This window comes from Vreelandella zhanjiangensis DSM 21076 (assembly GCF_000377665.1).
In the GTDB taxonomy this organism is placed as follows: Bacteria; Pseudomonadota; Gammaproteobacteria; order Pseudomonadales; family Halomonadaceae; genus Vreelandella; species Vreelandella zhanjiangensis.
In genome coordinates this window covers 71,161-94,692 of the sequence record NZ_KB898648.1, presented here as the reverse complement: position 1 = coordinate 94,692, position 23,532 = coordinate 71,161, and the positions used below count along the sequence as shown (strand labels likewise).

At 56.5% G+C, this 23,532-nt stretch carries 21 protein-coding genes; 8 read left to right on the top strand and 13 right to left on the bottom strand.

Translation table 11 applies throughout. From position 1 onward, the window contains the following. Positions 1–19: 19 nt before the first annotated feature. From D467_RS0107560 to D467_RS0107545, 4 genes are all read right to left on the bottom strand, one after another. On the bottom strand, positions 20–502 hold the full coding sequence (locus D467_RS0107560; protein ID WP_018916898.1) for a tripartite tricarboxylate transporter TctB family protein: 483 nt from the start codon (positions 500–502) through the stop codon (positions 20–22). 100 nt (positions 503–602) lie between these two features. Continuing rightward, positions 603–1,601, bottom strand: a complete 999-nt coding sequence (locus tag D467_RS0107555) for a Bug family tripartite tricarboxylate transporter substrate binding protein (protein WP_018916897.1) — start codon at positions 1,599–1,601, stop codon at positions 603–605. 174 nt (positions 1,602–1,775) lie between these two features. Further along, positions 1,776–2,507, bottom strand: a complete 732-nt coding sequence (locus D467_RS0107550; RefSeq protein WP_018916896.1) for a response regulator — start codon at positions 2,505–2,507, stop codon at positions 1,776–1,778. A gap of 35 nt (positions 2,508–2,542) precedes the next feature. Further along, on the bottom strand, positions 2,543–4,225 hold the full coding sequence (locus D467_RS0107545) for an ATP-binding protein (protein WP_018916895.1): 1,683 nt from the start codon (positions 4,223–4,225) through the stop codon (positions 2,543–2,545). A 134-nt stretch (positions 4,226–4,359) separates the two neighbouring features. Here D467_RS0107545 and D467_RS0107540 point away from each other — a divergent pair, with 134 nt between their 5' ends. The 3 genes from D467_RS0107540 (at position 4,360) to D467_RS0107530 (ending at position 7,924) form a co-directional block, all read left to right on the top strand. Then, positions 4,360–5,094, top strand: a complete 735-nt coding sequence (locus tag D467_RS0107540; protein WP_155826463.1) for a DUF481 domain-containing protein — start codon at positions 4,360–4,362, stop codon at positions 5,092–5,094. A 258-nt stretch (positions 5,095–5,352) separates the two neighbouring features. Then, the gene (locus D467_RS0107535; protein WP_018916893.1) at positions 5,353–6,906 is read left to right on the top strand and encodes a BCCT family transporter; all 1,554 of its coding nucleotides are present in this window, start codon (positions 5,353–5,355) and stop codon (positions 6,904–6,906) included. A gap of 121 nt (positions 6,907–7,027) precedes the next feature. Beyond that, positions 7,028–7,924, top strand: coding sequence for a LysR substrate-binding domain-containing protein (locus D467_RS0107530; protein WP_018916892.1), 897 nt, complete (start codon positions 7,028–7,030; stop codon positions 7,922–7,924). Between the two features lie 54 nt (positions 7,925–7,978). On the opposite strand, the gene hglS is transcribed toward D467_RS0107530, so the two are convergent. The 3 genes from hglS to folK form a co-directional block, all read right to left on the bottom strand. Beyond that, positions 7,979–9,340 carry a 2-oxoadipate dioxygenase/decarboxylase HglS gene (gene hglS / locus D467_RS0107525; protein ID WP_018916891.1) on the bottom strand — a complete coding sequence of 454 codons (1,362 nt, stop codon included), beginning with the start codon at positions 9,338–9,340 and terminating at the stop codon, positions 7,979–7,981. A 272-nt stretch (positions 9,341–9,612) separates the two neighbouring features. Continuing rightward, the gene (locus D467_RS0107520) at positions 9,613–10,431 is read right to left on the bottom strand and encodes a flagellin N-terminal helical domain-containing protein (RefSeq protein WP_018916890.1); all 819 of its coding nucleotides are present in this window, start codon (positions 10,429–10,431) and stop codon (positions 9,613–9,615) included. Between the two features lie 77 nt (positions 10,432–10,508). Further along, a complete protein-coding gene (folK, locus tag D467_RS0107515; protein WP_018916889.1) occupies positions 10,509–10,952 on the bottom strand; it encodes a 2-amino-4-hydroxy-6-hydroxymethyldihydropteridine diphosphokinase in 444 nt (147 codons plus the stop codon). A gap of 160 nt (positions 10,953–11,112) precedes the next feature. On the opposite strand from folK, the gene D467_RS0107510 reads away from it, so the two are divergent. Further along, complete coding sequence (locus tag D467_RS0107510) at positions 11,113–11,859, top strand: SDR family oxidoreductase (protein WP_018916888.1); 747 nt, start codon at positions 11,113–11,115, stop codon at positions 11,857–11,859. 79 nt (positions 11,860–11,938) lie between these two features. Here D467_RS0107510 and ybiO read toward each other — a convergent pair whose 3' ends face one another. From ybiO to trhO, 5 genes are all read right to left on the bottom strand, one after another. Beyond that, positions 11,939–14,335 (bottom strand): mechanosensitive channel protein, encoded by a 2,397-nt coding sequence (ybiO, locus tag D467_RS0107505; RefSeq protein ID WP_018916887.1) that lies wholly within the window; start codon positions 14,333–14,335, stop codon positions 11,939–11,941. Positions 14,336–14,511: 176 nt separating this feature from the next. After that, positions 14,512–14,946 (bottom strand): YqaA family protein, encoded by a 435-nt coding sequence (locus D467_RS0107500; RefSeq protein WP_018916886.1) that lies wholly within the window; start codon positions 14,944–14,946, stop codon positions 14,512–14,514. A gap of 12 nt (positions 14,947–14,958) precedes the next feature. Further along, positions 14,959–15,786: an IclR family transcriptional regulator domain-containing protein gene (locus tag D467_RS0107495; RefSeq protein ID WP_018916885.1), complete on the bottom strand. Its 828-nt coding sequence runs from the start codon at positions 15,784–15,786 to the stop codon at positions 14,959–14,961. 132 nt (positions 15,787–15,918) lie between these two features. After that, positions 15,919–16,719 carry an enoyl-CoA hydratase gene (locus tag D467_RS0107490; protein WP_018916884.1) on the bottom strand — a complete coding sequence of 267 codons (801 nt, stop codon included), beginning with the start codon at positions 16,717–16,719 and terminating at the stop codon, positions 15,919–15,921. Positions 16,720–16,844: 125 nt separating this feature from the next. After that, complete coding sequence (gene trhO, locus D467_RS0107485) at positions 16,845–17,852, bottom strand: oxygen-dependent tRNA uridine(34) hydroxylase TrhO (RefSeq protein WP_018916883.1); 1,008 nt, start codon at positions 17,850–17,852, stop codon at positions 16,845–16,847. A gap of 254 nt (positions 17,853–18,106) precedes the next feature. Between trhO and D467_RS0107480 the strand changes: the two genes are divergently transcribed. Further along, positions 18,107–18,796, top strand: a complete 690-nt coding sequence (locus tag D467_RS0107480; protein ID WP_018916882.1) for a pirin family protein — start codon at positions 18,107–18,109, stop codon at positions 18,794–18,796. Between the two features lie 100 nt (positions 18,797–18,896). Here D467_RS0107480 and serA read toward each other — a convergent pair whose 3' ends face one another. Continuing rightward, positions 18,897–20,141, bottom strand: a complete 1,245-nt coding sequence (gene serA / locus D467_RS0107475) for a phosphoglycerate dehydrogenase (protein ID WP_026285655.1) — start codon at positions 20,139–20,141, stop codon at positions 18,897–18,899. 260 nt (positions 20,142–20,401) lie between these two features. Between serA and D467_RS0107470 the strand changes: the two genes are divergently transcribed. The 3 genes from D467_RS0107470 to dxs are packed head-to-tail and all read left to right on the top strand — an operon-like array spanning position 20,402 to position 23,484. Further along, entirely contained in the window at positions 20,402–20,689 is a 288-nt protein-coding gene (locus tag D467_RS0107470) for an exodeoxyribonuclease VII small subunit (RefSeq protein ID WP_018916880.1), read from the top strand. Then, entirely contained in the window at positions 20,683–21,573 is an 891-nt protein-coding gene (gene ispA, locus D467_RS0107465; RefSeq protein ID WP_018916879.1) for a (2E,6E)-farnesyl diphosphate synthase, read from the top strand. The genes D467_RS0107470 and ispA overlap by 7 nt, the downstream gene beginning before the upstream one ends. Continuing rightward, entirely contained in the window at positions 21,574–23,484 is a 1,911-nt protein-coding gene (gene dxs / locus D467_RS0107460) for a 1-deoxy-D-xylulose-5-phosphate synthase (RefSeq protein WP_018916878.1), read from the top strand. The last annotated feature ends 48 nt before the right edge of the window (positions 23,485–23,532 follow it).

Below are 23,532 nucleotides of genomic sequence, written 5' to 3'. Positions count from 1 at the left end.
AGGCATTAGCACGTCGGCGTTAGAAGGGAAGAACGCCGGTCGGCAAGTAAACATCCATTACCCGTGTCATCGTCAGATACAGCGCCAGCACGACGCCTAGCGATGTCGCTAGATTGACCGCATGACGACGGTAGCCGTAGTAAGCCGTTAACCCCGTGCACAAAAGCGTCGAGGCCAGTACAAACCCTAATGGCACCAGTAGCAGCGCATAGGCGGCAATGGCCAGTGACGTAACAATCACTCGTGCCCACGGAGTCAGCAGTAGCGGGCCTTGTTGAGCATCGTGATCGACCTCATCGGCACCGGCAAGCGGTGTGGGTTTCTCAAAAAACAGAAACACGGAGAGAATCAGCAGCGAAAAGCCGAGCACTTTAGGAAACAGGTCAGAGTCGACCGGGCGTGGCAAAGGAAAGGTGGGTATCTGCCACGCCATGGCGATATACGCAGCCGCCACTAATGCCAACACCAGCGCTAACCACTGATTGGTATTCAATTTAGTCATTGGGTTTTCTCCGAGGAGCACGTACCTAATCATCACGAACAGGCATTCCCAGCGGCGCATATAGGCCACTGGGAAAACACGCTATCGCGCTATAGGATATTTATTGACGCAGTAGACCCAGATCACTCAGCACGCCGCTGAACTGCTCTTGCTGCTCGTCAAGGAAGACACCGAACTCTTCACTGTTCTGGTAGGCATCGATCCAGCCCAACTGATCGCGGGCTTCTTGCCAGCCATCGGTTTCGAGCATTTCGGCAAACAGATCCTGGTAGTAGGTCACCGCTTCTTCCGGCATATCCGGGGTGCCCATTACGCCGCGCCAGATATCAAAGGTGTAATCCACACCCTGCTCTTGGTAGGTCGGCACATCGGCTAGGCCACCACCCAGGCGCTCCGGTGCCGATACGCCTAGCGCACGGATCTGGCTGCCTTCACCCAGCTGGCCGACCGACTCACCGGCACCGGTAATCACCGCTTCGATATGACCGCCCATCAGGTTGGTCATGGCATCGCCGCCGCCGGAGAACGGAATGTAGTTCACGCTTGACGCTTCAAGGCCCGCCGCGGATGCCAGACCCGCAATAGAGATATGGTCCATGGAGCCAGGTGCACTGCCGCCGCCTACGCTCAAACGCGGGTTCTCTTTGAGAGCATCGAAAAGATCGTTGATCGTCTCGTATTCAGAGTCTGCCGACACCAGTACGATGGAGTAGTCAGTAATCAGACGAGCGACCGGCGTGAAATCAGTGTGGTCGTAGCGCGAAGCGCCTGCCAGTGGCACCAGGATGATCGGCGGGCTGGTCGCAAACAGTTTGTGCGGGTTGCCGCTATCACGGGCGATCTGCGCCCATGCCACGGCACCGCCGCCCCCAGGTACGTTGATCGCGGCAAAGTTTTTATCAGCCAGCCCCTCTTGCTGAATAACGCGCGACACGGTGCGTACCAGTGTATCCCAGCCGCCACCCGGGTTGGCCGGTGCGACGAACTCAATCGACTTGCTCGGTGTCCACTCCTGCGCCTGAACAGATGTCGTCATGCCTGCCAGGGCGGCCATTGGTAGAGCGATCACGGCTAAGCGCTTCAAGGAAAGCGAGGTCATTTGGCGTTCTCCACATATAGATGTTGTTGTGTGGTCCACTGTTATTATTTCGTGGTTACGCCGCGAACGTTAGAAGCGCTGGGCCTTGACGACAAGTTTGTGAACATAAAGAACAAAAAGTGCATTGTGAGCGTTTTGTTCATTATGCTCACGCATGGGGTTTATAAATAGGGTTCATAACGTGTTCATCCACTCCCTGCCTCGCTCAAGCAGGCGATAACGGCGCTCGGGCCGCCCGACATCGCCATACCCCAACTCGGCGGTCACGCTTTGCTCTGCGACCAGAAACTCCAAGTAGCGGCGGGCAGTCGAGCGGCTTGCGCCCATGGCTTTGGAAACCTGCATTGCCGTTAGCGGTAACGGTGATACCGCCAGCGCATCAATTACGCTGCGCAGCGTTAGTCGATCAATCCCCTTGGGCAAATTGCCCACCGCCGCGCGGGGTGCAGCATCGGGCACTAGACGTGCCAGTACTTGATCCAGCTCATCCTGATTCATTTCATTTTGATTGGCCAACGCTTCCCGCTCACGCTGAAAGCGCATGAGCGTCTGGTGCATTCGGGAGGCTTCGATGGGCTTGATCAGGTAGTCGAAAACGCCGCAGCGCAGCGCCTCACCGATGGTATCGACCTCGCGAGCAGCGGTAACCATCACGATATCCACATGCACATAGTCTCGCCGAATGGCCCATAAAAGCTCCAGCCCCTCTACATCAGGCAGATAGGCATCCAATAAAATCAAATGGATATCATCAGCATGCTCGGCCATCAGGGCTTTGGCTTCGCTGCCGTTGCGCGCCATGCCCACTACGTGAAAGGCGTCACTTTGCTCAATAAAAGTCTTGTGGATATCGGCGATGCGAAAATCGTCTTCGACAACCAGAATGCCGTATTGGGTTGCAGACATGCTCACTCCTCTTACGGACGTCATTATTATGATAATTAAGGTGTATCAGGTTCAGCGCATAGTGAGCGGTCCAGCACCGCAATAAAGCAGGCGCCGCCCAGCTCGCTCTCTTCAAGCGTTATGGCACCGCCATGCTGTCGACAAAGCCTTGCCACCAGAGCCAGGCCGATGCCGCAGTGCTTGCCCGTTTTGGTAGAAAAACCTTCCTGAAATACTGACTCGGTATGCTCGGGGAGTACGCCTGGACCATTATCTTCTACTTCGAGTAGCAGCTGCTCACCCAAATCGGTAAAAAACAGCCGTACGCAGGGCGCGCTACTATTGGGACCGTTAAGCGCGGCGTAGCAGGCATTATCCAGCAGGTTACCGACCACACTCATCATGACCTCCTGCCCGGTCGGAGTCAGCGGGCAGGAGAGCGAACTCTGCTCGTCGATCTCAAGCGTCACGCCCAGCTCACGTGCCCGAGTAAGTTTACCCAGCAGCGTACCGCTGAGCACCGTATCGGCAACATGGCGCATCAAGAAACTCATCTGAGCCTGAGCCCGCTCGGTTTCCTGGTGAATGAGCGCCAGCGCCTCGTCAATGCGCTCAAGCTGAAGGAGACCAGAAATGGTATAGAGCTTATTGGAGAACTCATGGGCCTGAGCACGCAACATATCCACATCGCGACTTGCCTGGGTGAGCGCCTGGGAAAGGTCAATGATTTCCCGGCGGCTTCGAAACGTGGCCACCGCGCCTTCGATTTCTCCCTCATGCAGAATGGGCACCCGGTTAACCACCGCCGGATGATCGCCCAGCCACATCTGCTGATCAAACTCCTGCTCGCCGTGCTTAAGCACTTCCAATAGGCGGGTATTAGGCACCACATCCTGGATCGGCTGGCCCAGCATGACATGCTCATCGGGCAGATTGAGAAAACGTCTGGCCTGTTGATTCACCAGGGTAATATGCCCATCGCGGTTAACCGCCAGGATACCCTCATGAATGGACTGCAAGATGGCTTCTTTTTCCATCGCCAACCGAGCGATTTCATAAGGCTCGAGGCCCAGAATGACTTTTTTAAGGTGCTGGGATAACCAATACGCCCCGGCAAAGCCCAGGGCAATCATCAGCGCAACGAGCGCCCAGCCAAGGTTTGTGTAGCGGGCCACATCCATCGCGACCCGATCCATCATAAAGCCGACGGAAACGAGCCCGATAATATTGCCTTCTTCATCCCAGATGGGGGCCTTACCGCGCATGGCGGTACCCAATGACCCGGTTGCCTGGGAAACATAGGATTGACCGTAGATTAGCGCCTGGTCGTTATCGCCCCCCACCATAGGTTGGCCAATACGCTCTATTACCGGGTGCGAGTAGCGAATCGACTGCGCGTTGCCGACCACCACATAGCGCGCTCCGGTTTCTATACGCACCCGCTCGGCCAGCGGTTGAATAATCATTGAAGGATTCGGGATGGCAAAGGCATTCACAATTTGCGGCATGCCGGCCACGGTTTTTGCCACGGCCAACGCCCGCTCGCCCATTTGCTGGCTGATGATATCTGCCTTGCGATGATTGAGATATGTACCCTGAGCCAGTAGCATGCCGGCCAGCAGCAGCCCCACTAGCATCATTACCTGCAAACGAAAGCTACGTTTATACCAGCGCCGTTTCGCACGAGTACGGCGCCAGCGCTGTAATTCAGCTAAGGTACGGGGGCGGGAATCAGTCATGGCGGAACTCAAAGTGCGCGACAGCGTCATTATGACATGCGCAGCAAGGGGGCGTTAATCGCCATCTTTTATGTCATTAAGGGAGGCGTTGGGTGTTCAGTATATTTAAACGCGTTATTTCGTCGAACAGTTATCTGTTTATTAGCGCTACTTTTTTAAGCCTTGTGCTTGTCAGCCCCGCGGTCGCTAATCCTTTTTATGCGCCCCCGCCGCCTACCGATGACGCGCCGATTTTCAGCGGCGACGCTGAACTTGGCTTTACCCACCTTTCCGGCAACACCAATAGCCAGACGCTGATTGGCAAAACCCGCTTGACCTGGCTGACAGGTGACTTTATTCACTCGCTGCGCGGCGAGGTGCGTAACGTGAGCAAGGATGGCGAAACCAGCGCCGAGCAGTATCTGGTAGCTGGCCGCGAGCGCTATGATTTCAACGGCCCACACTACGTGTTCGGCTTTGCACGCTGGGAAAAAGACCGCTTTGCGGGTTATGACCAGCAGCTTTCCGTGATCGGCGGGTATGGCCGTCAGCTGTTAGAAGGCTCGCGCCATTCTCTTTCGCTTGAGGCAGGCCCAGGTTACCGGAATGACCGCTTGCGCGAAGCGGAGAACGAACAGCTTGCGGTTGCCTATACCGCCTTGGCCTATCACTGGGGCTTTTCGGATTATGCCGATATTGAACAGGAAATGTCGGTGGAATACACCCAGCAAAACACCACAGGCAGGTCGCTTACAGCGCTTACTGCAAGGCTCAACTCGCGTATGTCGCTACGCTTGTCCCATGAAATTAAGCACAACTCTCAGCCGCCGGACGACGCCAGCGAACGCACCGATAACACCACCAGCGCATCGCTGCTTTATCACTGGTAATGAAAGCGATGCTTCGCATTGCTGGCCCACCGTTAGAAGCACCACCATGATTTTTCAGCGCACCAATAGGGTGCATTGACTTGTTTTCTAGCACCCATTTTAAGCATCCACTCCAATCGCGTTCGACTTTGGTCTAGTCGCACGATATACTAGCGCCAGTTTCCTGTCCTCGCGCCATTCAATGAATGGCGCTTTTTTTTTGCTGCGCTTTCCGCATTTGCGCTGTTTCCTCATGTTCCACCAAAGGTGTTCTTATTGATGAACCAACCAACCTCCGGTGCTGAAAGCCACCAGCATTCTTCGCTAGGCGACCCCATCGTTCTTACGTTAAGCATTGGATTTATCGTGCTTTTTCTAGCGCTTTCCTTTTACGACCTGGACCTTGTCGCCGATTCGATCAGCCAGGGTTTTGCGTGGAGCGCGCTGACCTTCGGTACCTACTTCCAGTTTCTGATGCTGTTGACGTTCTTCATCGCCATCGGGCTTGCGCTGACCCCGGCCGGCAACGCCAAGATCGGCAACCTGGATGCACCGGAGCTGAGTACCTTCAAATGGCTTTCGATCATCTTGTGTACGCTGCTGGGCGGTGGTGGTGTCTTTTTCGCTGCCGGTGAGCCGATCTATCACTTCGTGAACGTGCCGCCCACCTTCGATACCGACCCGGGCGTGGCCGCCGCGGTGCCTGGCGCGCTCGCGCAGTCGTTTACCCACTGGGGATTCGTCGGCTGGGCGGTACTGGGGTCGCTCACCGCGATCGTGCTGGCCCACGCCCACTACGTGAAAGGCCAGCCGCTACAACCACGTACCCTGCTCTACCCGTTATTCGGCGAGCGCGTAATGCGTGGCCCCCTGGGTGGCGTCGTGGATACCTGCTGCGTATTGGCAGTGGTAGCAGGCACCGTCGGGCCGGTCGGCTTTCTGGCTACCCAGGTCAGCCATGGCCTTGAGGTGCTGTTCGGGCTGCCCAATACCTTCGTTACCCGGCTTTTGGTTCTGGCGGTCCTGGGCATGGTATACGTGCTTTCCGCGGTCAGCGGTGTGCACAAGGGGATGCAGCTCTTGAGCCGCTTCAACGTCATGCTGGCGCTGGGCATCGGCGCGGTCATCTTCTTGTTCGGACCGACGCTGTTTCTGTTCAACAGCTACTTTGCCAGCATGGGCACGTACCTGGACAACTTCTTCAAGATGGTCACCGCCACCGCGGAAACCTCGCCGGCGGACTGGATGCAGTGGTGGATCGTATTCTTCTACGCCTGGTTCATCGCCTTTGCGCCCTTGATGGCGATCTTCGTGGCGCGCATCTCTCGCGGGCGCACCATTCGCGAGATGATTCTGGCTGTGGCGGTCATCGCCCCCATCGCCACCACGGTCTGGTTCACACTGCTGGGCGGCTCGGGCATCTACTACCAGTTGACCGGCGTGATCGAGCTGACCGATGCGCTGACGAACTTTCAGTTCGACATCGCCACGCTCACCTTGGCCCAGGCACTGCCTGGCGGCACCTGGATGGCGCTGGCAATCCTGCTGCTGACGACCATCTTCGTGGCTACCACCGGCGACTCCATGAGTTACTCCATTGCCATGGTCGGTGCTGGCCACGATGAGCCCAGCCCCTTTTTACGCGCCTTCTGGGGCGTGACCATGACGATCATGGCTGCGGTGCTGCTGGCCATGCGTGAAGGACAGATCGCCGCGCTGCAGCAATTCATCGTGATCACTGCCGTGCCGGTATCGCTGATTCTGCTGCCCTCACTCTGGGATGGCCCTAAAGCGGCGTTTGCCATGGCGCGTGAGCAAGGCATTATTGACTAAGCGTTATCCCAGCGCCTGCTAGCGTATGAGGCGAATCTGCTCGCCTCATACGCTATGATTCCCCTCTACGTCGTCCTTCTTAGCCATCGGGATGATTAATAGGTGATCAGGAGCTTCCCCTTTGGCATCACGCAACCTTCCTTCTACCGTCGCCATGCAGTGCTTTGAGGCGGCGGCACGTCATATGAGCTTTACCCGGGCAGCCGATGAGCTGAATCTTACCCAAAGTGCGGTAAGTAAGCAGGTTGCTCATCTTGAGGCAGCCCTTCAGCACAAACTCTTTCGCCGTGTCAGGCGCAGCCTGTTGCTCACGCCTGAAGGCGCGATCTTTCTGAGCGATGTACGCAAAGTACTCACTCAGCTTGAGATGACGACCCAGACAATCATGACCTATAGCGGCAATAGTGAAGTGCTCAAAGTCGCCACGCTGCCAAGCTTTGGCAGTCGTTGGCTTGCCGATAAGCTACCGCCCTTTCTAGCCGCTAATCCGGGTATTAGCCTGGAGTTTCATGATCGCGTGGAAGATTTTGATCTTGAGCAGCAGAATATTGATATCGCACTATTTTATGGTCACGGCAGTTGGCCTAATCTGGCCTGTCATAAGCTTGTGGATGAGGAGATGGTCGCCGTTGCTTCCCCGGCATTTTTGGCCCACCACCGCGTGGCTGCCGCCAGCGATTTAGCGCGCTTACCGCTGCTGCATCTTTCTACCCGCCCGGATGCCTGGCACCACTGGTTTGCAAGCCAGAAGATCGTCACCGACCGCAGCTATCACGGCACCCGCTTTGAGACCTTTCCCATGCTGGTACGCACCGCCATGGCAGGAGGGGGCGTTGCTTTAGTGCCGCACTTTACCGTGGATGAAGAGCTAGCCGCCGAGCGCCTTATACTCGCTTGGCCGCATCGTTTATACAGCGAAAGCGCATATTATCTTGTTTATCCAGAGCACCTGGGGGAACTGGGTAAAGTACGCCGCTTTGTCGAGCACATTACGGCCAGCGCTGAATGCCGCGTATAAACCATTCAGGCCGCTGGTTAGGCGGCCTGAATATTAAGCAAGTATATAGCGCAGTTAACCTTCCAATGATGCCAAAACGCGCTGCTTGGAGGCCTGTTCGCGCTCGGCATAAAGCGCCAGCTCATCGGTCACCGGGACGCCAAGGGCCTCTTCAAACGCTTCGCGGTTGGCATTGCCCGCATAGGCTGCGTTTTCGCCACCGCCCAGGTTTGATTGGAAGATACCCGCCGCGCTGACCGGCAAGAAGTCTTCATAGGTAATCGGCTGCGCCTCTACCAGCCCTTTGGCAATCAGGGCGTTCATATCGGTGCCGGCATCACCTGCAGCGGCTTTCCCAGCTTCTGTAAGATGGTAGTGAAAGTAGGCCAGACCTTCACGGCGCATTGCTTCATCGCTATCCGGCATGGCGGCAAATACCTTGTTCATGACCGCCTGGTGAGCATTGTTATCCAGCCCCGCGGTTTGTTTACGGCCTTCGTTAAGCAGCTGATCATAAAGCGCGCGCCCTTTCGGCGTGAGCGCCATGCCGCGCTGCTCGATTTCGCCAAACCGGGCGGTATGCGTGCCTTGGGCATCGCCTGCAAAGCGGATCGACTCCTCTAACGCTTTGAAGCTTGTCTGGCGTAGCAAAATGGCCGCCTCACGGCGCGGCGGGCCTTCGATAACCGCCTTGGGGTTCATGCCCACGCTTGGCATACGGCGCTGAACTTCGTCGATATCCAGCGTGCGCGGCGTTAAATGGTTGATATGCGGCCCACGAAAACACACCACATCGGCAATCAGACGGTGTTCATCGCTCAGCGCTTGGTAGGTATCCAGATCTACCGTGGCATCCTGATGCCAGCGGAAGGTTTCCAGGGCTTCTTTAACGAACTGATCCGCCTCTTCAGAGGTTAACCCACCCTGGGTTTCAAAACGCTCAATAAGATCACGGGCGGCGGGCGTGAAAATATCCCGCTTGGCCAGAATTTCTTCGGCACGCTGGCGCAGCGTCTCGCTCTCAATGAGTTCCAGGCGCAGCAGCGAGGTAAAAACGCGAAACGGGTTGCAGGCCAGCGCGTCATCCTCAACCGGACGAAACGCGGTGGAGTGAACCGGTACCCCCGCTTCAGAAAGGTCGTAATAGCCCACCGGGTACATGCCCATTACGGCAAACAAGCGGCGCAGCATGGATAGCTCTTCGGCTGAGCCCACGCGAATCGCCCCGTGGCGCTCTACGCTCAAGCGCGCAAGCTCGCCCTGAGCTTCCAGGCGGCGGCGTAGCGCTGGCTGCTGGCTAAGCGTTTCCTGGTTTACCTGCTCGACCAACTCCAATAGCGTGCCGTATTGGGGGACTTCCGTTTGATACATCGCCGACATGGCTTTGGAGAAACGGTCGCGAATATTATTAGTGGCTAGAAACACGGACTGCGTCATTTCACGGCTCTCTATAACGTATTGTCAGGCTGACAGCGGCACGGGCATGGAAAAATCAGGGCCGTTGCTTCGTTTGCCATTCAAGGCTTAATGACCTTATCAAAGCAAATTCATACGTCGGTCGACAAACGAAAAAAAACGCTTAACCCATTCCAAAATGGAATGCATATAGCACATCAAGCCCTGATGTTTGAAAAGTAAGGATGAAAGACAGCAAGAAAGGAATAGCAAACGCTCGAAAAACAAGATATAGATTTGACTGCTTAGGGCGCCTATAAACCCTCTAGCAAGCGCAGGATCATCTGCGGTTGCTGGTTGGCCTGAGCGAGTATCGACATGCCCGCCTGCTGGAGAATTTGCGCGCGGATCAGGTTAGAGACTTCTTTGGCGTAATCGGTGTCCTGAATACGTGACTGCGCGGCCGAGAGATTCACAATGTTATTGTTGAGGCCGTCGATCACGCTTTCAAAACGGTTTTGTACCGCGCCGAAATAGCTGCGCTGCTGATCCAATTTTTTGATGGCTTCATCAAGCTTGTCTATGGGTTTATCAATAGTGCTGTCTTTAAGTACGCTAAAGCCATTCAGGCCTAATGCGTCACTATCCATGGCTGCCATACGAACGCTGATGGTATTGCCTGCATTGGCCCCCACCTGGATATTAAGGCTGCGCGCCTCCCCCAGCAGATTGATACCGTTGAAGTTGCTCTGCCCTGCGATGCGGTCGATTTCCTCAAGCCGCTGGTCGATTTCGTCCTGAATTGAGGACAGGTCGTCGGCCGTGTAGGTACCGTTGCCCGCCTGTACGCTCAGCTCACGAATCCGCTGCAGGTTGTCGTTGATCTGATTAAGCGAGCCTTCAGCCGTTTGTACCAGCGAAATCCCGTCGTTGGTATTGCGGATAGCCTGATGCATGCCGCGGATTTGCGCGCCCATTCGATTGGCGATCGCCTGCCCGGCCGGATCGTCCTTGGCGCTGTTAATACGCAAGCCCGACGATAGCCGTTGCATGGAGGTCTGTATTGCCTGCTGGCTGTTGCGCAAATTATTCTGCACCAGCAGCGAGGTTAGATTGGTATTCAGGCTAAACAATATAAACCCTCACAGGGGAGAAGCTCGGCGCTTGCTGAATAGCGACCATAGAGTTATCGGCCTGAGCGGATAAATCGTTAACCTTTTTTTGTCATTAAAGAACGTCCGCTGACGGTAAGCACCTCATCAACAGGGAGCCGGACGTAATCGTATTCAAAGTATCCCTGATCCAGTAGTTCACCATTCCACGCCACAATATCCAGATCCATCGTGCGAGGGCCTGATTTGTTCGGGCCATGCACGCGCCCCAAGCGGTTTTCCACCGCCTTTAAATAGAGGCGAAACGCTTCATAGGTCAGCGGCGTACGGATCAATAGCGCGGCATTGAGAAAATCAGGTTGATCTAAAAAGCCCACCGGTGGCGTGCGAATGGCCTGAGAGTGTGCCACTAGATCGCATTCGGTGCGTAAAAGGTTTAACGCCTGAGTAAAGTTTAACTCCGGTTCGATATTCGAACCGATAGAAATCAAACACTCGTGAAGTGCGGTGCCCTGCCCTGCGCGTAACGCCGTTATTGGCATAGCGATAACCCCATTGGAGGTAGTCGAAACAATCTTAGGATCAGTTAATGACCAACTCTCAGACTAGCGCTACGCTCTTAGTGTGCAAGCCATAAAACGACTAACAATAAACGCAAGATACACGCAGTCATTACATAACGATTAAATACAGGGACACTCAATGACTTCTAAAGCTGCATTAGTAACCGGGGGCGCGACCCGCTTAGGGCGGTACTTTTCCGAAGCATTAGCAGACGCGGGGTATGACATTGCCTTACACGTTAATAGCTCGCGAGAAGAGGCCGAAGAAGTAGCGGCATATATTCGTGGGAAAGGACGTGAGTGTGAAATATTGCCGTGTAACTTTCTGCACGACCCTTTAGATACGCTGATTCATACTGCCAAAGCGCGTTTTCCTCATTTAAGCGTACTGTTTAACAGCGCCTCGTCTTACCAGGCAGCACCTATCGCGAAAACCGATTTAGCCATGCTGGAAACCCAGTTTCGCATTAATCTGTTTACCCCGCTGTTGTTAACCCGCCACTTTGCCGATGCGGTTCCCAAGGGCTGCGTGATTAATATCATCGATAATAAAGTGGCTTATCACCAGTATCCGTATGCGGCATATTTGCTGTCTAAAAAGGGACTGGCGGAGATGACGCAAATGGCGGCAATCGAGTTCGCGCCACATATCCGGGTTAACGGCATTGCGCCGGGCGTCGTGTTGCCCACCGCGCAGCGTAATCATGACTATATTGCCTGGCGCCTGGAGGGAATCCCGCTTCATCGGCAGGGAACGCCTGGGCATCTGATCCAGGCCGTGCATTACCTGCTGGATAATGATTTTGTCACCGGGCAGGTGCTATGTGTCGATGGTGGCGAGTCGATCTATCTGGAAGGCAGACACTCGGAAAACTATGTTGCCTAAAACATGTTTCCTAAAAAAAACAACATGGGCCGCCCAAAGGCGGCCCATGTTAGCTTTATAACAGCATCAACCTGACTGATTAGACATCTTCTTCATCAGGCTTATGGTGCTCAGGGTTTTTCGATGTGGAATCAGCCTTGTGCGGATTATGCCGATCATCCGTTACCAGCTCAGCCGCTTTAGGCTGCCCTGCCGGACTGCCATCAATGGTGAAGGCTTGCTGCATCACACGCAGGTTAGCGGGCGGCGCAGAGCCTGACTTGTCCTGGCCAAAGTAGAGCGTGGTATGCGGGAACGGAATCTCGATACCGGCTTCGTCAAAGCGCATCTTCACTAAGCGATTGTAGGCACGTCCAACGCCCCACTGATCGCCCGGAGTCGTCTTGATGACCACACGAATATTGACCGAGCTATCTGCCAAGGCAACGACACCGGCAACGGTCAGATCAGCCAGTATCTTGAAGCCATGCTCCTGGCTGGAACGCAGATCCTCAAAGGCCAGCTTGAGCTGCTCAATCGCGTCATCGATGCTTTCACGGTAAGCAATACCGTATTCGCCCACGTGGTTACCGTAGTCGCGCATATAGTTGGATACGGTATCTACGCTTGAGAACGGTACGATATGGTAGGTGCCGGAAAGATCGCGAATACCCACAGAGCGGATGCTTAACCGCTCGGCGGTACCGGTAATTCCTCCCAGGGTGACCACATCGCCGGTATTCATGGCGTTTTCAATCTGAATGAATACCCCGGTGATCACATCCTGCACCAGTTTCTGGGCGCCAAAACCAATTGCCAGACCCAGCACACCGGCACCGGCAATCAGCGGCCCGATGTTGATACCGATTTCCGAGAGAACGATCATGCCCGTAATCGTCACCATGGCGATCGCCAGGGCGTTACGGAACAGGCTCAGCAGCGTTTTAGCACGTGCCGAGGGCTCGCCGGTGCCGGTTTCCGGGTTGAGCTTATGCTCGATCAGGCTTGCCAGTGCCAGCCAGACACCCAGCGACACAATAAGGATGACCGCGACGCTGATCAGGTTGCCGACCAAGTGAGCGCCACGCTCAGAGGCGTACCAGCCCGCTAAATTAAAGGCGCCCCAGGCATCCAGCACCACCATGATCACGGCTACTAGAATCACCGTTCTTAGCACGCGTAATGCATTGGGTACGTAGCTATTCAGGCGATGTTCGAGCATCGGCAGCTTGCGGCGTAAATCATCGGATAGTTGAATACGCCGTCCAATGGTTTGGGTCAGGAACGTAGACGCCAGCAGGCCAACCACTACGGCCGCTAACGTTTTCAGAGTTGCAAATAGCACAAAGGGTAACGCATCGCCCGGACGCGTCAGGGTCAGTACAAACACGATCAAAAAATACAACAGCGCAAACAGGTGCCAGGTACGCGCAAATAGCTGTAGCGATACGCGGCTTGCGGTCATGGTGGTATTGGCAGCGATCGCATTCATGTTGCCTCGCAGGCGTACGCGGTTTTTAAGCACCACGCTCACCGCATAGACAAAGGCGATAATCATGATCAACGTACCGACCGCTTGCCCCAGCGATACACCCAGATAGAAATTGACCAGCGGTACAGCGACCATCAAGCCATATCCCACCATACCGATCAGACGCGCCAGCCAACGGTTCCAATAAGACGCTTCATGGGCAGAAATAGGCAGCAGGCGTAGCCCCTCGTAACGGGAGGAGAAAAGCATACGCATGACGGCCTTGAACAGTTCGATAATCAGGAAGGCATTGAGAAACAGCGATGCGCGCGTGGAAAGCTCGCCCGTTTGCCCCACGGCAAACGTAGCGATCAGGTTGCCGCCTACGTACGCTAAACCGACAATCAAAAAGTCGATAACCGCCGCGATAGCAACACATAGGATAAGCCTTAGCACCGGCGTTAGACCGGTACCGGTTAACGACCAGCGGCTCACCTTGGCAAACGCGGGCTTGCCAAGCCTGCGTAACACAAAAAACAGTGCAAACGTGGCAACAATCACGATACCCAGATTAATCGCCGCCTGGGTAAACGCCGCCGCGTCGAACGTGCTTGAGCTGTCACCGCTACCGGTAAACAGATCGCCGACCACGGAGGCCGCCTGTTCAATCTGTCCACCAATATCGGTGACTACTCGGCTGGTAAGTTCGGCGAGCTGGCGAGGCAGTGACACATCCTCAGGCGACACATTACCACCTGCGGCGGCGGCCTCAGGCGATAATTCCGCTTCAAGACCAGCCGGCAGCGCCGACGCCTGACTGCGCAGCACATCAATTAACTCTTGTCGTGATTGTTCATTTTCAAGCAGATCCGCAAGCGCCTCGTAAGAAGCCTGCTCCTCTGCCGGTGGCGGTGCAGGATCCTCGGCAGCCGACGTTGTCGTTTGGGCTAATGCCGGCGTTGCCAACAACACAAATAGTGTCATCAGCCAGATGCCTAGCCAGGGTAATAAGCGTAATGGCGTCACACCTCAACCTCCCTTTGGGTAAATGCTTACTTAAATCTAACGGTTGGCCCACTTTATGCAAACCATAATGCACACGCACTGCATATCGATAGCGTGTAAAAGCGCACAGGGTAACATGGGAACATGAACCAGGTATGGATGCAGATTGAAAGCCGGTGTGAGGTTTTGCATGCCGGTCAGGCCTTGCAGAGCGGTAACAGCCACTGGTTCGCAAGGCCCAGCACTATCGCGTAGCGAGCACCTTTTGCCACTACAATCCATAGAAAAGCACGCCACCAGGGCAGTCGAAATAGACCGGCCAGCACCGTCAGCGGGTCGCCAATCACCGGCACCCAGGAAAGCAGCAGGCTTGCTTCCCCCAACTTGTGATACCAGCGCTCGGCCCGCGCCAGACTTTTGGCCGATGCGGGAAACCAGCGCCGATGCTGAAACTGACGCGCGTAGCGGCCCATGGCCACATTGACCAGACTCCCCAGCGTATTGCCTGCGGTAGCTACAACCCACAGCAGCACGGCAGGCTCGCCCAGGCACCAAAGCCGAGCAAGCCACACCTCGGAGCCGCCCGGCAAGAGTGTCGCGCTTGCCAGGGCCACCAGGAAAAGACTCAGCATATTAACAGGCGCTTACGATGAACGCGGCACCTGGCCGCCTAGCTGATTGGTGATCTCATCAGCCACTTGGCGCACCAGCGCGCCCAGCGCCAGTAGGCGCGATTCAGGAATGCGCGCCACGGGGCCTGAAACGGAAATGGCCGCCAGCGGCGTGGCGTGCTCATCGTAAATGCAGGCCGCCACACAGTGCAGGCCAATGGCATGCTCTTCACGGTCGCAGGCAAACCCCTGTTGCTCGACCTGCTGCATTTCTGCAAGCAGTGCGTCGGGGTGACACAGCGTGTTTTCAGTCACGCGGGCGAGTTCGCGGTTATCCAGAAAGCGGGCGCGCTCATCAGCGGGCATCCATGCTAACAGCGCTTTACCAACACCAGAGGCATGCAGAGGCGCACGCGACCCTAAGCGGGTAATCATGCGCATCATTTGAGGTGATTCGTGCTGGGCGAGAAACACCGCCGTATCACCGTCGCGAATACCCAGGTTAGCGGTTTCGCCGGTTTCGCTGGTTAATCGGCGCAGGAAAGGCCGGCTTGACGCCACCACATCGCGGGCTTCTAGAAAGCTGTTACCGATGCGAAAGGTTTTGACATCAATGCGCCACAGCCCCTGTTCGTTCTCCTGGGTCACAAAGCCCTGACTCTGCAAGGCCTGGAGCAGACGGTGGGTGGTGGAAGGGGCTAAATCAGCTTTCTCGGCCACGTCCGACAGTGCAAGCCCCAGAGGACTCGCCGCTAAATACTCCAATAACGTTAAGCCCCGTACCAGAGACTGGCTATGCCCGCCGCCCGCTTTGGCGGCGCTTGCCGGACGCCCAACCGTCCTACGCTTGGCTTCACTCACCCTGCTCTCTCCTGAAGGCGCAAAGAGCAACAGGATAACGCGCTGTCATAGCTGCTGTCGCGTTTACGGAAACGGATTCCACTAATAGCGGAGATGCGTTAGCGACGGATAGAGGCGAACGACGAATAGGCGCTAGCGGTGTTGCCAACGCGGTGGACGCTTGTCGATAAACGCATCAATGCCTTCTGCAGCGTCAAGCGTTTGCATATTGCAGGCCATGGTTTCTCCGGCAAATGCGTAAGCTTCATCCAGCGGCATGGCCAGCTGGCGCGCGAACATGGCCTTTCCAGTTTTCACCGCCACGGCACTTTTGGCGCAAATACTCTCGGTCAGCGCCTGAACGGCGTCGTCGAGTGCCGCATCCTCGGCAACCCGATTGATCAAGCCCCATTCAGCCGCCTGGGTAGCGCTGATGAACTCACCGGTCAGGAGCATTTCCATCGCCCGCTTACGGGGCACGTTGCGCGATAACGCCACGGCCGGTGTTGAACAGAAAAGGCCTAGATTAATTCCCGACACCGCAAACCGGGCGCTCTGCGCGGCAACGGCTAAATCGCAGCTGGCAACGAGCTGACACCCAGCGGCGGTGGCAAGGCCCTGCACCTTGGCAATCACCGGAACCGGGCAATGGACGATAGCCTGCATCACCTGGCTACAGCGGGCAAAAAGCGCCTGATGGTAGGCTCTATCCGGGTTGGCGCGCATCTGCTTTAAATCGTGCCCGGCGCAGAAGGCTTTACCGTTGGCTGCTAGCACCACGCAGCGCACCTGCTCATCGTGGGCAATCTCTGCAAGCGCCGCCTCTAGCGCCTCAAGCATCTGCTCGGAAAGCGTGTTGAATCGCTTGGGGGTATTGAGCGTGAGCGTGGTCACGCCCTGCTGGTCATCGCGAAGCAGTAGCTCGGTCGCCGAAGTATCACAAGAAACAGGCATAGGAGGCCCCTAGATAAGCTGAATAAGCTTCAGTCTAGTGCCTCAAACGTCAGAAACGGGATGTTTACGACCAAAGGCGACCACGAACGTGGCCGCCAGCTTAACGTTAAGCCTTAGATTAGGCGTTAAGCTTTTTCGCGATGGTTGTAGCCTAACGGATGGGGCTGGCCGCGCTCCTTGGCAAGCTCGATCTGGCGCTGGCGCTCGCGGGCGGCCGCGCGGGTTTTCTCAGGCAAAGAGTCAATGCAGTGCGGGCAGCTGATCCCCGGCTCATAGGCACTGGACTGCATGTCCTCCTCGGAAATCGGCATGCGGCAAGCGTGGCACTGCTCAAAGGAGCCTTCGCTCAGGTCGTGGCGGACTGCTACCCGGTTATCAAACACAAAGCACTCGCCGCGCCACAGAGACTTTTCTTCAGGGACTTTTTCCAGGTAATTCAGCACGCCGCCCTTGAGGTGGTAAACCTCGTCAAAGCCCTCTTTGAGCATAAAACTGGAGGCTTTTTCGCAGCGAATGCCGCCGGTGCAGAACATGGCGACTTTCTTGTGCTTCTCCGGGTTGTAGTGCTCGCGCACGTACTCGGGAAACTCACGGAACGTGGTGGTCTTTGGGTCAACCGCGCCTTCGAAGCTGCCAATCGCCACTTCGTAATCGTTGCGGGTATCGATCACCAGGACTTCCGGGTCGGAAATTATGTCGTTCCAGTTTTCAGGCTCAACGTAGGTGCCTACGGTATCGTTAGGGTCGATACCCGGCACGCCAAGCGTCACGATCTCACGCTTGAGCTTGACCTTGGTGCGGTAGAACGGGTGCTCGTCGCAGTAAGACTCTTTATGGTCGATATCGGTCAGGCGCGGGTCGGCAGTCAGCCAAGCAAGCAAAGCATCAATGCCTTCGCGTGTGCCCGCTACGGTGCCGTTGATACCTTCTTTAGCCAGCAGTAAGGTACCTTTGACATCGTTATCGACCATGGCCTGGCGCAGCGGCTCACGCAACGCCTCAAAGTCATTCAGGGTGACGAACTTATACAGCGCCGCGACGACAATACGCGGCGTATCGCCAGATTCAGAGATCGTTTGAGAGATCGTTTGAGAGATAGTTTTTGAGATAGTTTCAGAAACAGGGGTAGACATGACAAGCTCCAGGTAGTCGCCCTCGCAAAGGGCGGACCGGGTTAATAAACGCGCATAGTCTAACGCAAACGGCGTAATGCTTGAATCCTGCCAGATTGACGCAGGTCACCTCCCTATAAATTCGTCGATTTAATCGACGTTATCATGCAGAAACCTTCGCCCGACGCGGCGCGATTACAGGCGTATATTGAGTTCATTCCTTCAACAGCTATTCCTTCAGCAGCTATTTATTAAACACGGCTGGGAGCAAAAAAATGAAAATTCGTCGCGCGGGTGAAAGAGGTTATGCAGACCACGGCTGGCTTCGTTCCTACCACACGTTCTCGTTTGCCAACTACCATGACCCCAAACATATGGGCTTTCGCGCCCTGCGGGTGATCAACGAGGACCGCGTTGACGGCGGTCATGGCTTTGGCGCCCATCCGCACCGCGATATGGAGATTATCTCCTATGTGCTGGAAGGCGAAATGGAGCACAAAGACAACATGGGCAACGGCGAGGTTATGCGCCCAGGTGATGTACAGCGTATGTCCGCCGGTACCGGCGTGCTGCACAGTGAGTTCAATCACTCCAAAGAGAGCGGGCTGCACTTCTTGCAGATCTGGATTGAGCCCAAAGCGCTTGGCATTGCACCCAGCTACGAACAGAAGCCCTTCCCGGCGGCTGAAAGGCAAGGCCAGTGGCGCTTAGTGGCCTCGGAAGAGGGCCGTGAAGGCTCGGTTAGCCTCAACCAGGACGTTAACCTTTACGCTGGCTCCTTTGACGCAGACCAAAGCCTAGAAACGCCTGCCACACGCTACGCCTGGCTGCATGTGGTAAAAGGGGCGGTAGAGGTCAATGGCGAACAGCTCAGCACCGGCGATGCCGCCGCGTTCCAGCCTGGCGACGCCATCAGCGTGACCGGCAGGGATAAAAGCGAAGTGCTGCTGTTTGATCTTGCCTGATCGTCAGCCTTACTAACCAAAACGGCTCCCATTCGGGAGCCGTTTTTTATGCCATCAGCCAGGCATTTTACGTTGTTGCCAAGCCTCGTCGCTGTAAAACCTAGCTATTGTGCGCCGAGTAAAGCGCACGGATTTTCAGCGTATGCTCTACCTGCTTCAAGGCTTCCAGCGCCTGCGGGCCATAAGCCTTGTCGACATCAATGACCACGTAGCCGACCTTATCGTTGGTTTGCAGGTACTGGCCGGAAATGTTGATGTCGTTTTCCGACAGCACGCGGTTGATCTGCGACAGCACGCCCGGCACGTTGTCATGAATATGCAGCAAGCGGTGCTTATCAGGATGCGCAGGCAGCGCCACTTCGGGGAAGTTGACCGAGGTAATCGTGGTGCCGTTATCCGAGTAAGTCGTCAGCTTGTCCGCCACTTCGATGCCGATATTTTCCTGGGCTTCGAGTGTAGAACCACCGATATGCGGCGTCAGAATCACGTTCTCAAGACCGCGCAGCGGGCTTTCAAACTCTTCGTTGTTGCCCTTGGGCTCAACCGGGAATACATCCACGGCGGCACCGTTCAGATGGCCTGACTTGATCGCGTCCGCCAGCGGCTCGATTTCGACTACGCTACCCCGCGAGGCATTGATGAAGATCGCGCCCGGCTTCATGGCGGCGATCTCTTTGGCGCCAATCATCCAGCGGGTAGAAGGTAAATCCGGCACGTGCAGGCTAACCACATCCGAGCGGCTTAATAGCTCGTCAAGGTTGGCGACCTGGCTTGCGTTACCCATACCCAGCTTGGTGATGATGTCGTAATAGATAACGTTAAAGCCCAGCGCTTCGGCAAGCACGGAAAGCTGCGCGCCGATACTGCCGTAACCCACAATACCCAGGGTTTTGCCGCGAGCTTCATGCGAGTTGCTGGCCGACTTCAGCCAGCCGCCCTGGTGGGCACGGGCATTTTTCTCGGGAATACCACGCAGCAGCATAATCGCTTCTGCCAGCACCAGCTCCGCCACGGAACGAGTGTTGGAGTAAGGCGCATTAAACACCGCAATACCGCGTTTTAGCGCCGCATCAAGATCTACCTGATTGGTACCGATACAGAAACAGCCAACGCCGACCAGTTTCTCTGCCGCTGCAAATACCCGCTCATTAAGTTGGGTACGCGAGCGAATGCCGATAAAGTGAACATCACGGATTTTCTCGATCAGCGACGCTTCATCTAGCGATGTCGGTAGATGCTCGATATTTTCATATCCGGCGTTGTGAAAATTGTCCACCGCACTCTGGTGGACGCCCTCGAGTAGCAGGATTTTGATCTTGCTCTTTTCCAGGGACGTTTTGGCCATGGCTGAATCAACCTCTATGGTCGGCGGCGTGCGCCGTGTATCGGTTAACGGAAGGCCGTATAGTATCACACCGCATACCTTTCAGGCCTTTGTGAACTGATGAAATGTGTGCGTTTTCAAGATGAAAACAGTGCAAGTCACACGCCGAAAGCAGGCTGGGGAAGACGCCACCCCCTGGCCTCGGTGTATACTGTACGTTTACATTGCAGGCCCGCGCGCTGCCTTTTGACGGGGCGCCAGAAAACAGTAGGCATTGACCAATGAGCGATACCACACCCTCGCAGCAGGATTTTGCGGCCACGGTTGAACAGCTGGAAACCATCGTAGAACGCTTGGAATCAGGCGAGCTCTCATTGGAAGATGCGCTGGGCGCCTTCGAGCAGGGCGTGCGGTTAACCCGCGACGCGCAGCAGCGCCTGGATACCGCCGAGCTGAAAGTACGTGCGCTGAGCGAAGACAGCGAAGGACGCTTAAACGTTACCCCCTTCGCCGATGCAGAAGCACCCAAGGATGATGCTGACGAGGGTAAGGAGACACCCCCATGGTAGCGACTCACGCCGCCTCACTGACGGACTTGCGCGCGATCAGCAACACGCGGGTTGATGCCACGCTTAACGCCCTGTTTAACGAGCGCGCCGTGGTAACCCGGCTGGATGATGCCATGCGCCACGGGCTTCTGGTGGGCGGCAAGCGCCTGCGCCCGCTGCTCGTCTACCTTGCCGGGCAGGCGCTTGGCGCAAGCGATGAAGAGCTTGACGCCCCGGCTGCTGCCATTGAGCTGATTCACGCCTACTCGCTCATTCATGATGATTTACCCGCCATGGATGACGACGACCTGCGCCGCGGCCAGCCCACAGTACACATTGCCTTTGACGAAGCCACCGCGATTCTGGCGGGTGACGCGCTGCAAACCCTGGCCTTTGACGTGCTGGCGCGTACCGCCCATCCACGGCTTGGCAGCCTCATCACCACGCTCGCCACGGCGTCTGGCCGTGAGGGCATGGTGGCAGGCCAGGCGCTGGATCTCGCCGCGGTAGGCGGCCACCCCGATGTGGACGCTCTGGCGCATATGCACGCCCATAAAACCGGCGCGCTGATTGTTGCGGCGGTACGCATGGGCGGGCTTATTGCCGTCGATGAAAGCGACCCGCGTTTAAACGCCCTGACTCGCTACGCGCGCGCCATTGGTCTAGCCTTCCAGATTCACGATGATGTTCTTGATGTGACAGGCGATACCCTCACGCTCGGTAAAACATCCGGCGCTGATGCTGCCCGCGCCAAGCCGACTTATCCCAGCCTTTTAGGGCTTGACGGCGCGCAGCAAAAGGCGCGCATCCTGATTGACGAGGCCATTGCCGCCCTCGCCCCGCTAGGCGAGAAAGCCGCGCCCTTGGCCGAATTAGCCCACTATATGATCGAGCGCGACCACTAGATGCCCATGAAGCTGTTCGACGAGATTCCCCGCGAGCGCCCGGCAACGCCGCTGCTCGACTCCTTTGATCATCCCGCTGCGCTGCGGGCCATGAATACCCAGCAGCTTGCCCAGCTGGCTGACGAGCTGCGTGCCTACCTGCTTTATAGCGTAGGCGTTTCCGGCGGCCACTTTGGCGCAGGTCTGGGGGTGGTAGAGCTGAGCGTGGCCCTGCACCATGCCTTTCATACGCCCAAGGACCGTTTGGTATGGGATGTGGGCCATCAGGCCTACCCGCACAAGATTCTCACCGGCCGACGTGAGGCGATGCTCAGCATTCGCCAACACGGCGGCCTGGCGGCATTTCCACGCCGCGCTGAATCCGAATACGACACTTTTGGCGTGGGCCACTCGAGCACCTCGATTTCCGCGGCGCTTGGCATGGCGCTGGCCGCCCAGGCCAAAGGCGATAACCGCCGCGTCTGCGCGATTATTGGTGACGGCGCGCTCACGGCGGGCATGGCCTTTGAAGCACTGGCCCACGCAGGCCACGTCAATGCCAATATGCTGGTCGTGCTCAACGACAACGAGATGTCGATCTCGGAAAACGTCGGCGGCTTGGCGACCTACCTCGCCCGAATGATGTCGAGCAAGCCCTACCTGAAAATGCGCGAAGAGGGCAAAAAAGTACTCTCTCACCTGCCCGGCGCGCTAGAAATTGCCAAGCGCACCGAAGAGCATATGAAAGGCATGGTCAGCCCCGCCACGCTATTCGAGGAAATGGGCTTTCACTACATCGGCCCGATTGACGGGCACGACCTTGAGGCGCTGACCGAAACGCTGCGCAACATGCGCGAGCTGGATGGCCCACAGTTTCTGCATATCAAAACTTGCAAGGGTAAAGGCTTTCTACCCGCCGAGGCGGATCAGATTGGCTACCACGCCATCACCAAGCTTGAAAAAACCAGCGTGCCGCCCACGCCGCCGCCCAAAGCGCCGTCCGCCCCCAAGAAAAAGTACTGCAACGTATTCGGCGACTGGCTGTGCGATATGGCCGCAAGCGATTCACGCCTGATGGGCATTACCCCGGCCATGCGCGAAGGCTCCGACCTGATTCGCTTCTCCAAGGAGTACCCGGCACGCTACTTTGACGTAGCGATTGCCGAACAGCACGCCGTAACGCTGGCGGCGGGCATGGCGTGTGAAGACATGAAGCCGGTGGTGGCCATCTACTCGACGTTCTTGCAGCGCGGCTATGACCAGCTGATTCATGACGTGGCGGTGCAGAACCTGGACGTCACCTTTGCCATCGACCGGGCGGGCCTTGTCGGCGAAGATGGCCCCACTCACCACGGCAGCATGGATCTGTCCTTTTTACGCTGCGTACCCGGCATGGTCATTCTGGCCCCTGCCGATGAAGCCGAGTGCCGTGCCATGCTAAGCGCGGCCTACCATCACCCCGGCCCCGCGGCAGTTCGCTACCCACGCGGCACCGGCCCCGGCGTGGCAATCCCTGAGCACCTGGAATCGCTCCCGATTGGTCAGGCAGAGGTACGCCGCCAGTCACAAGGCGACGGCGTGCGCATTGCGCTACTCGCGTTTGGCAGCCTAAACACCGCAGCCGCTGAAGTGGCCGAAAAGCTCAACGCCACGCATATCAATATGCGCTCCATCAAGCCGCTGGACCGCGACGCGGTTCTCCACGCCGCCGATGAGCATGAGCTTCTGGTAACGCTTGAAGAGAATGTCCTTGCCGGTGGCGCGGGAAGTGCCGTTAACGAGCTGCTCAACGCCGAAGGCGTCCAGGTAGAAGTGCTCAATCTGGGCCTGCCCGACACCTTTGTAGAGCACGGCACCCCAGACGAACTGCTGCGTGACTGTGGCCTCGATGCCGCGGGCATCGAAGCCGCCATTCGCCAGCGGCTGCCTTGACGCTTAAAGTAAAACTTATTACATCTTGCAAGTACAATGAGTTTTTTG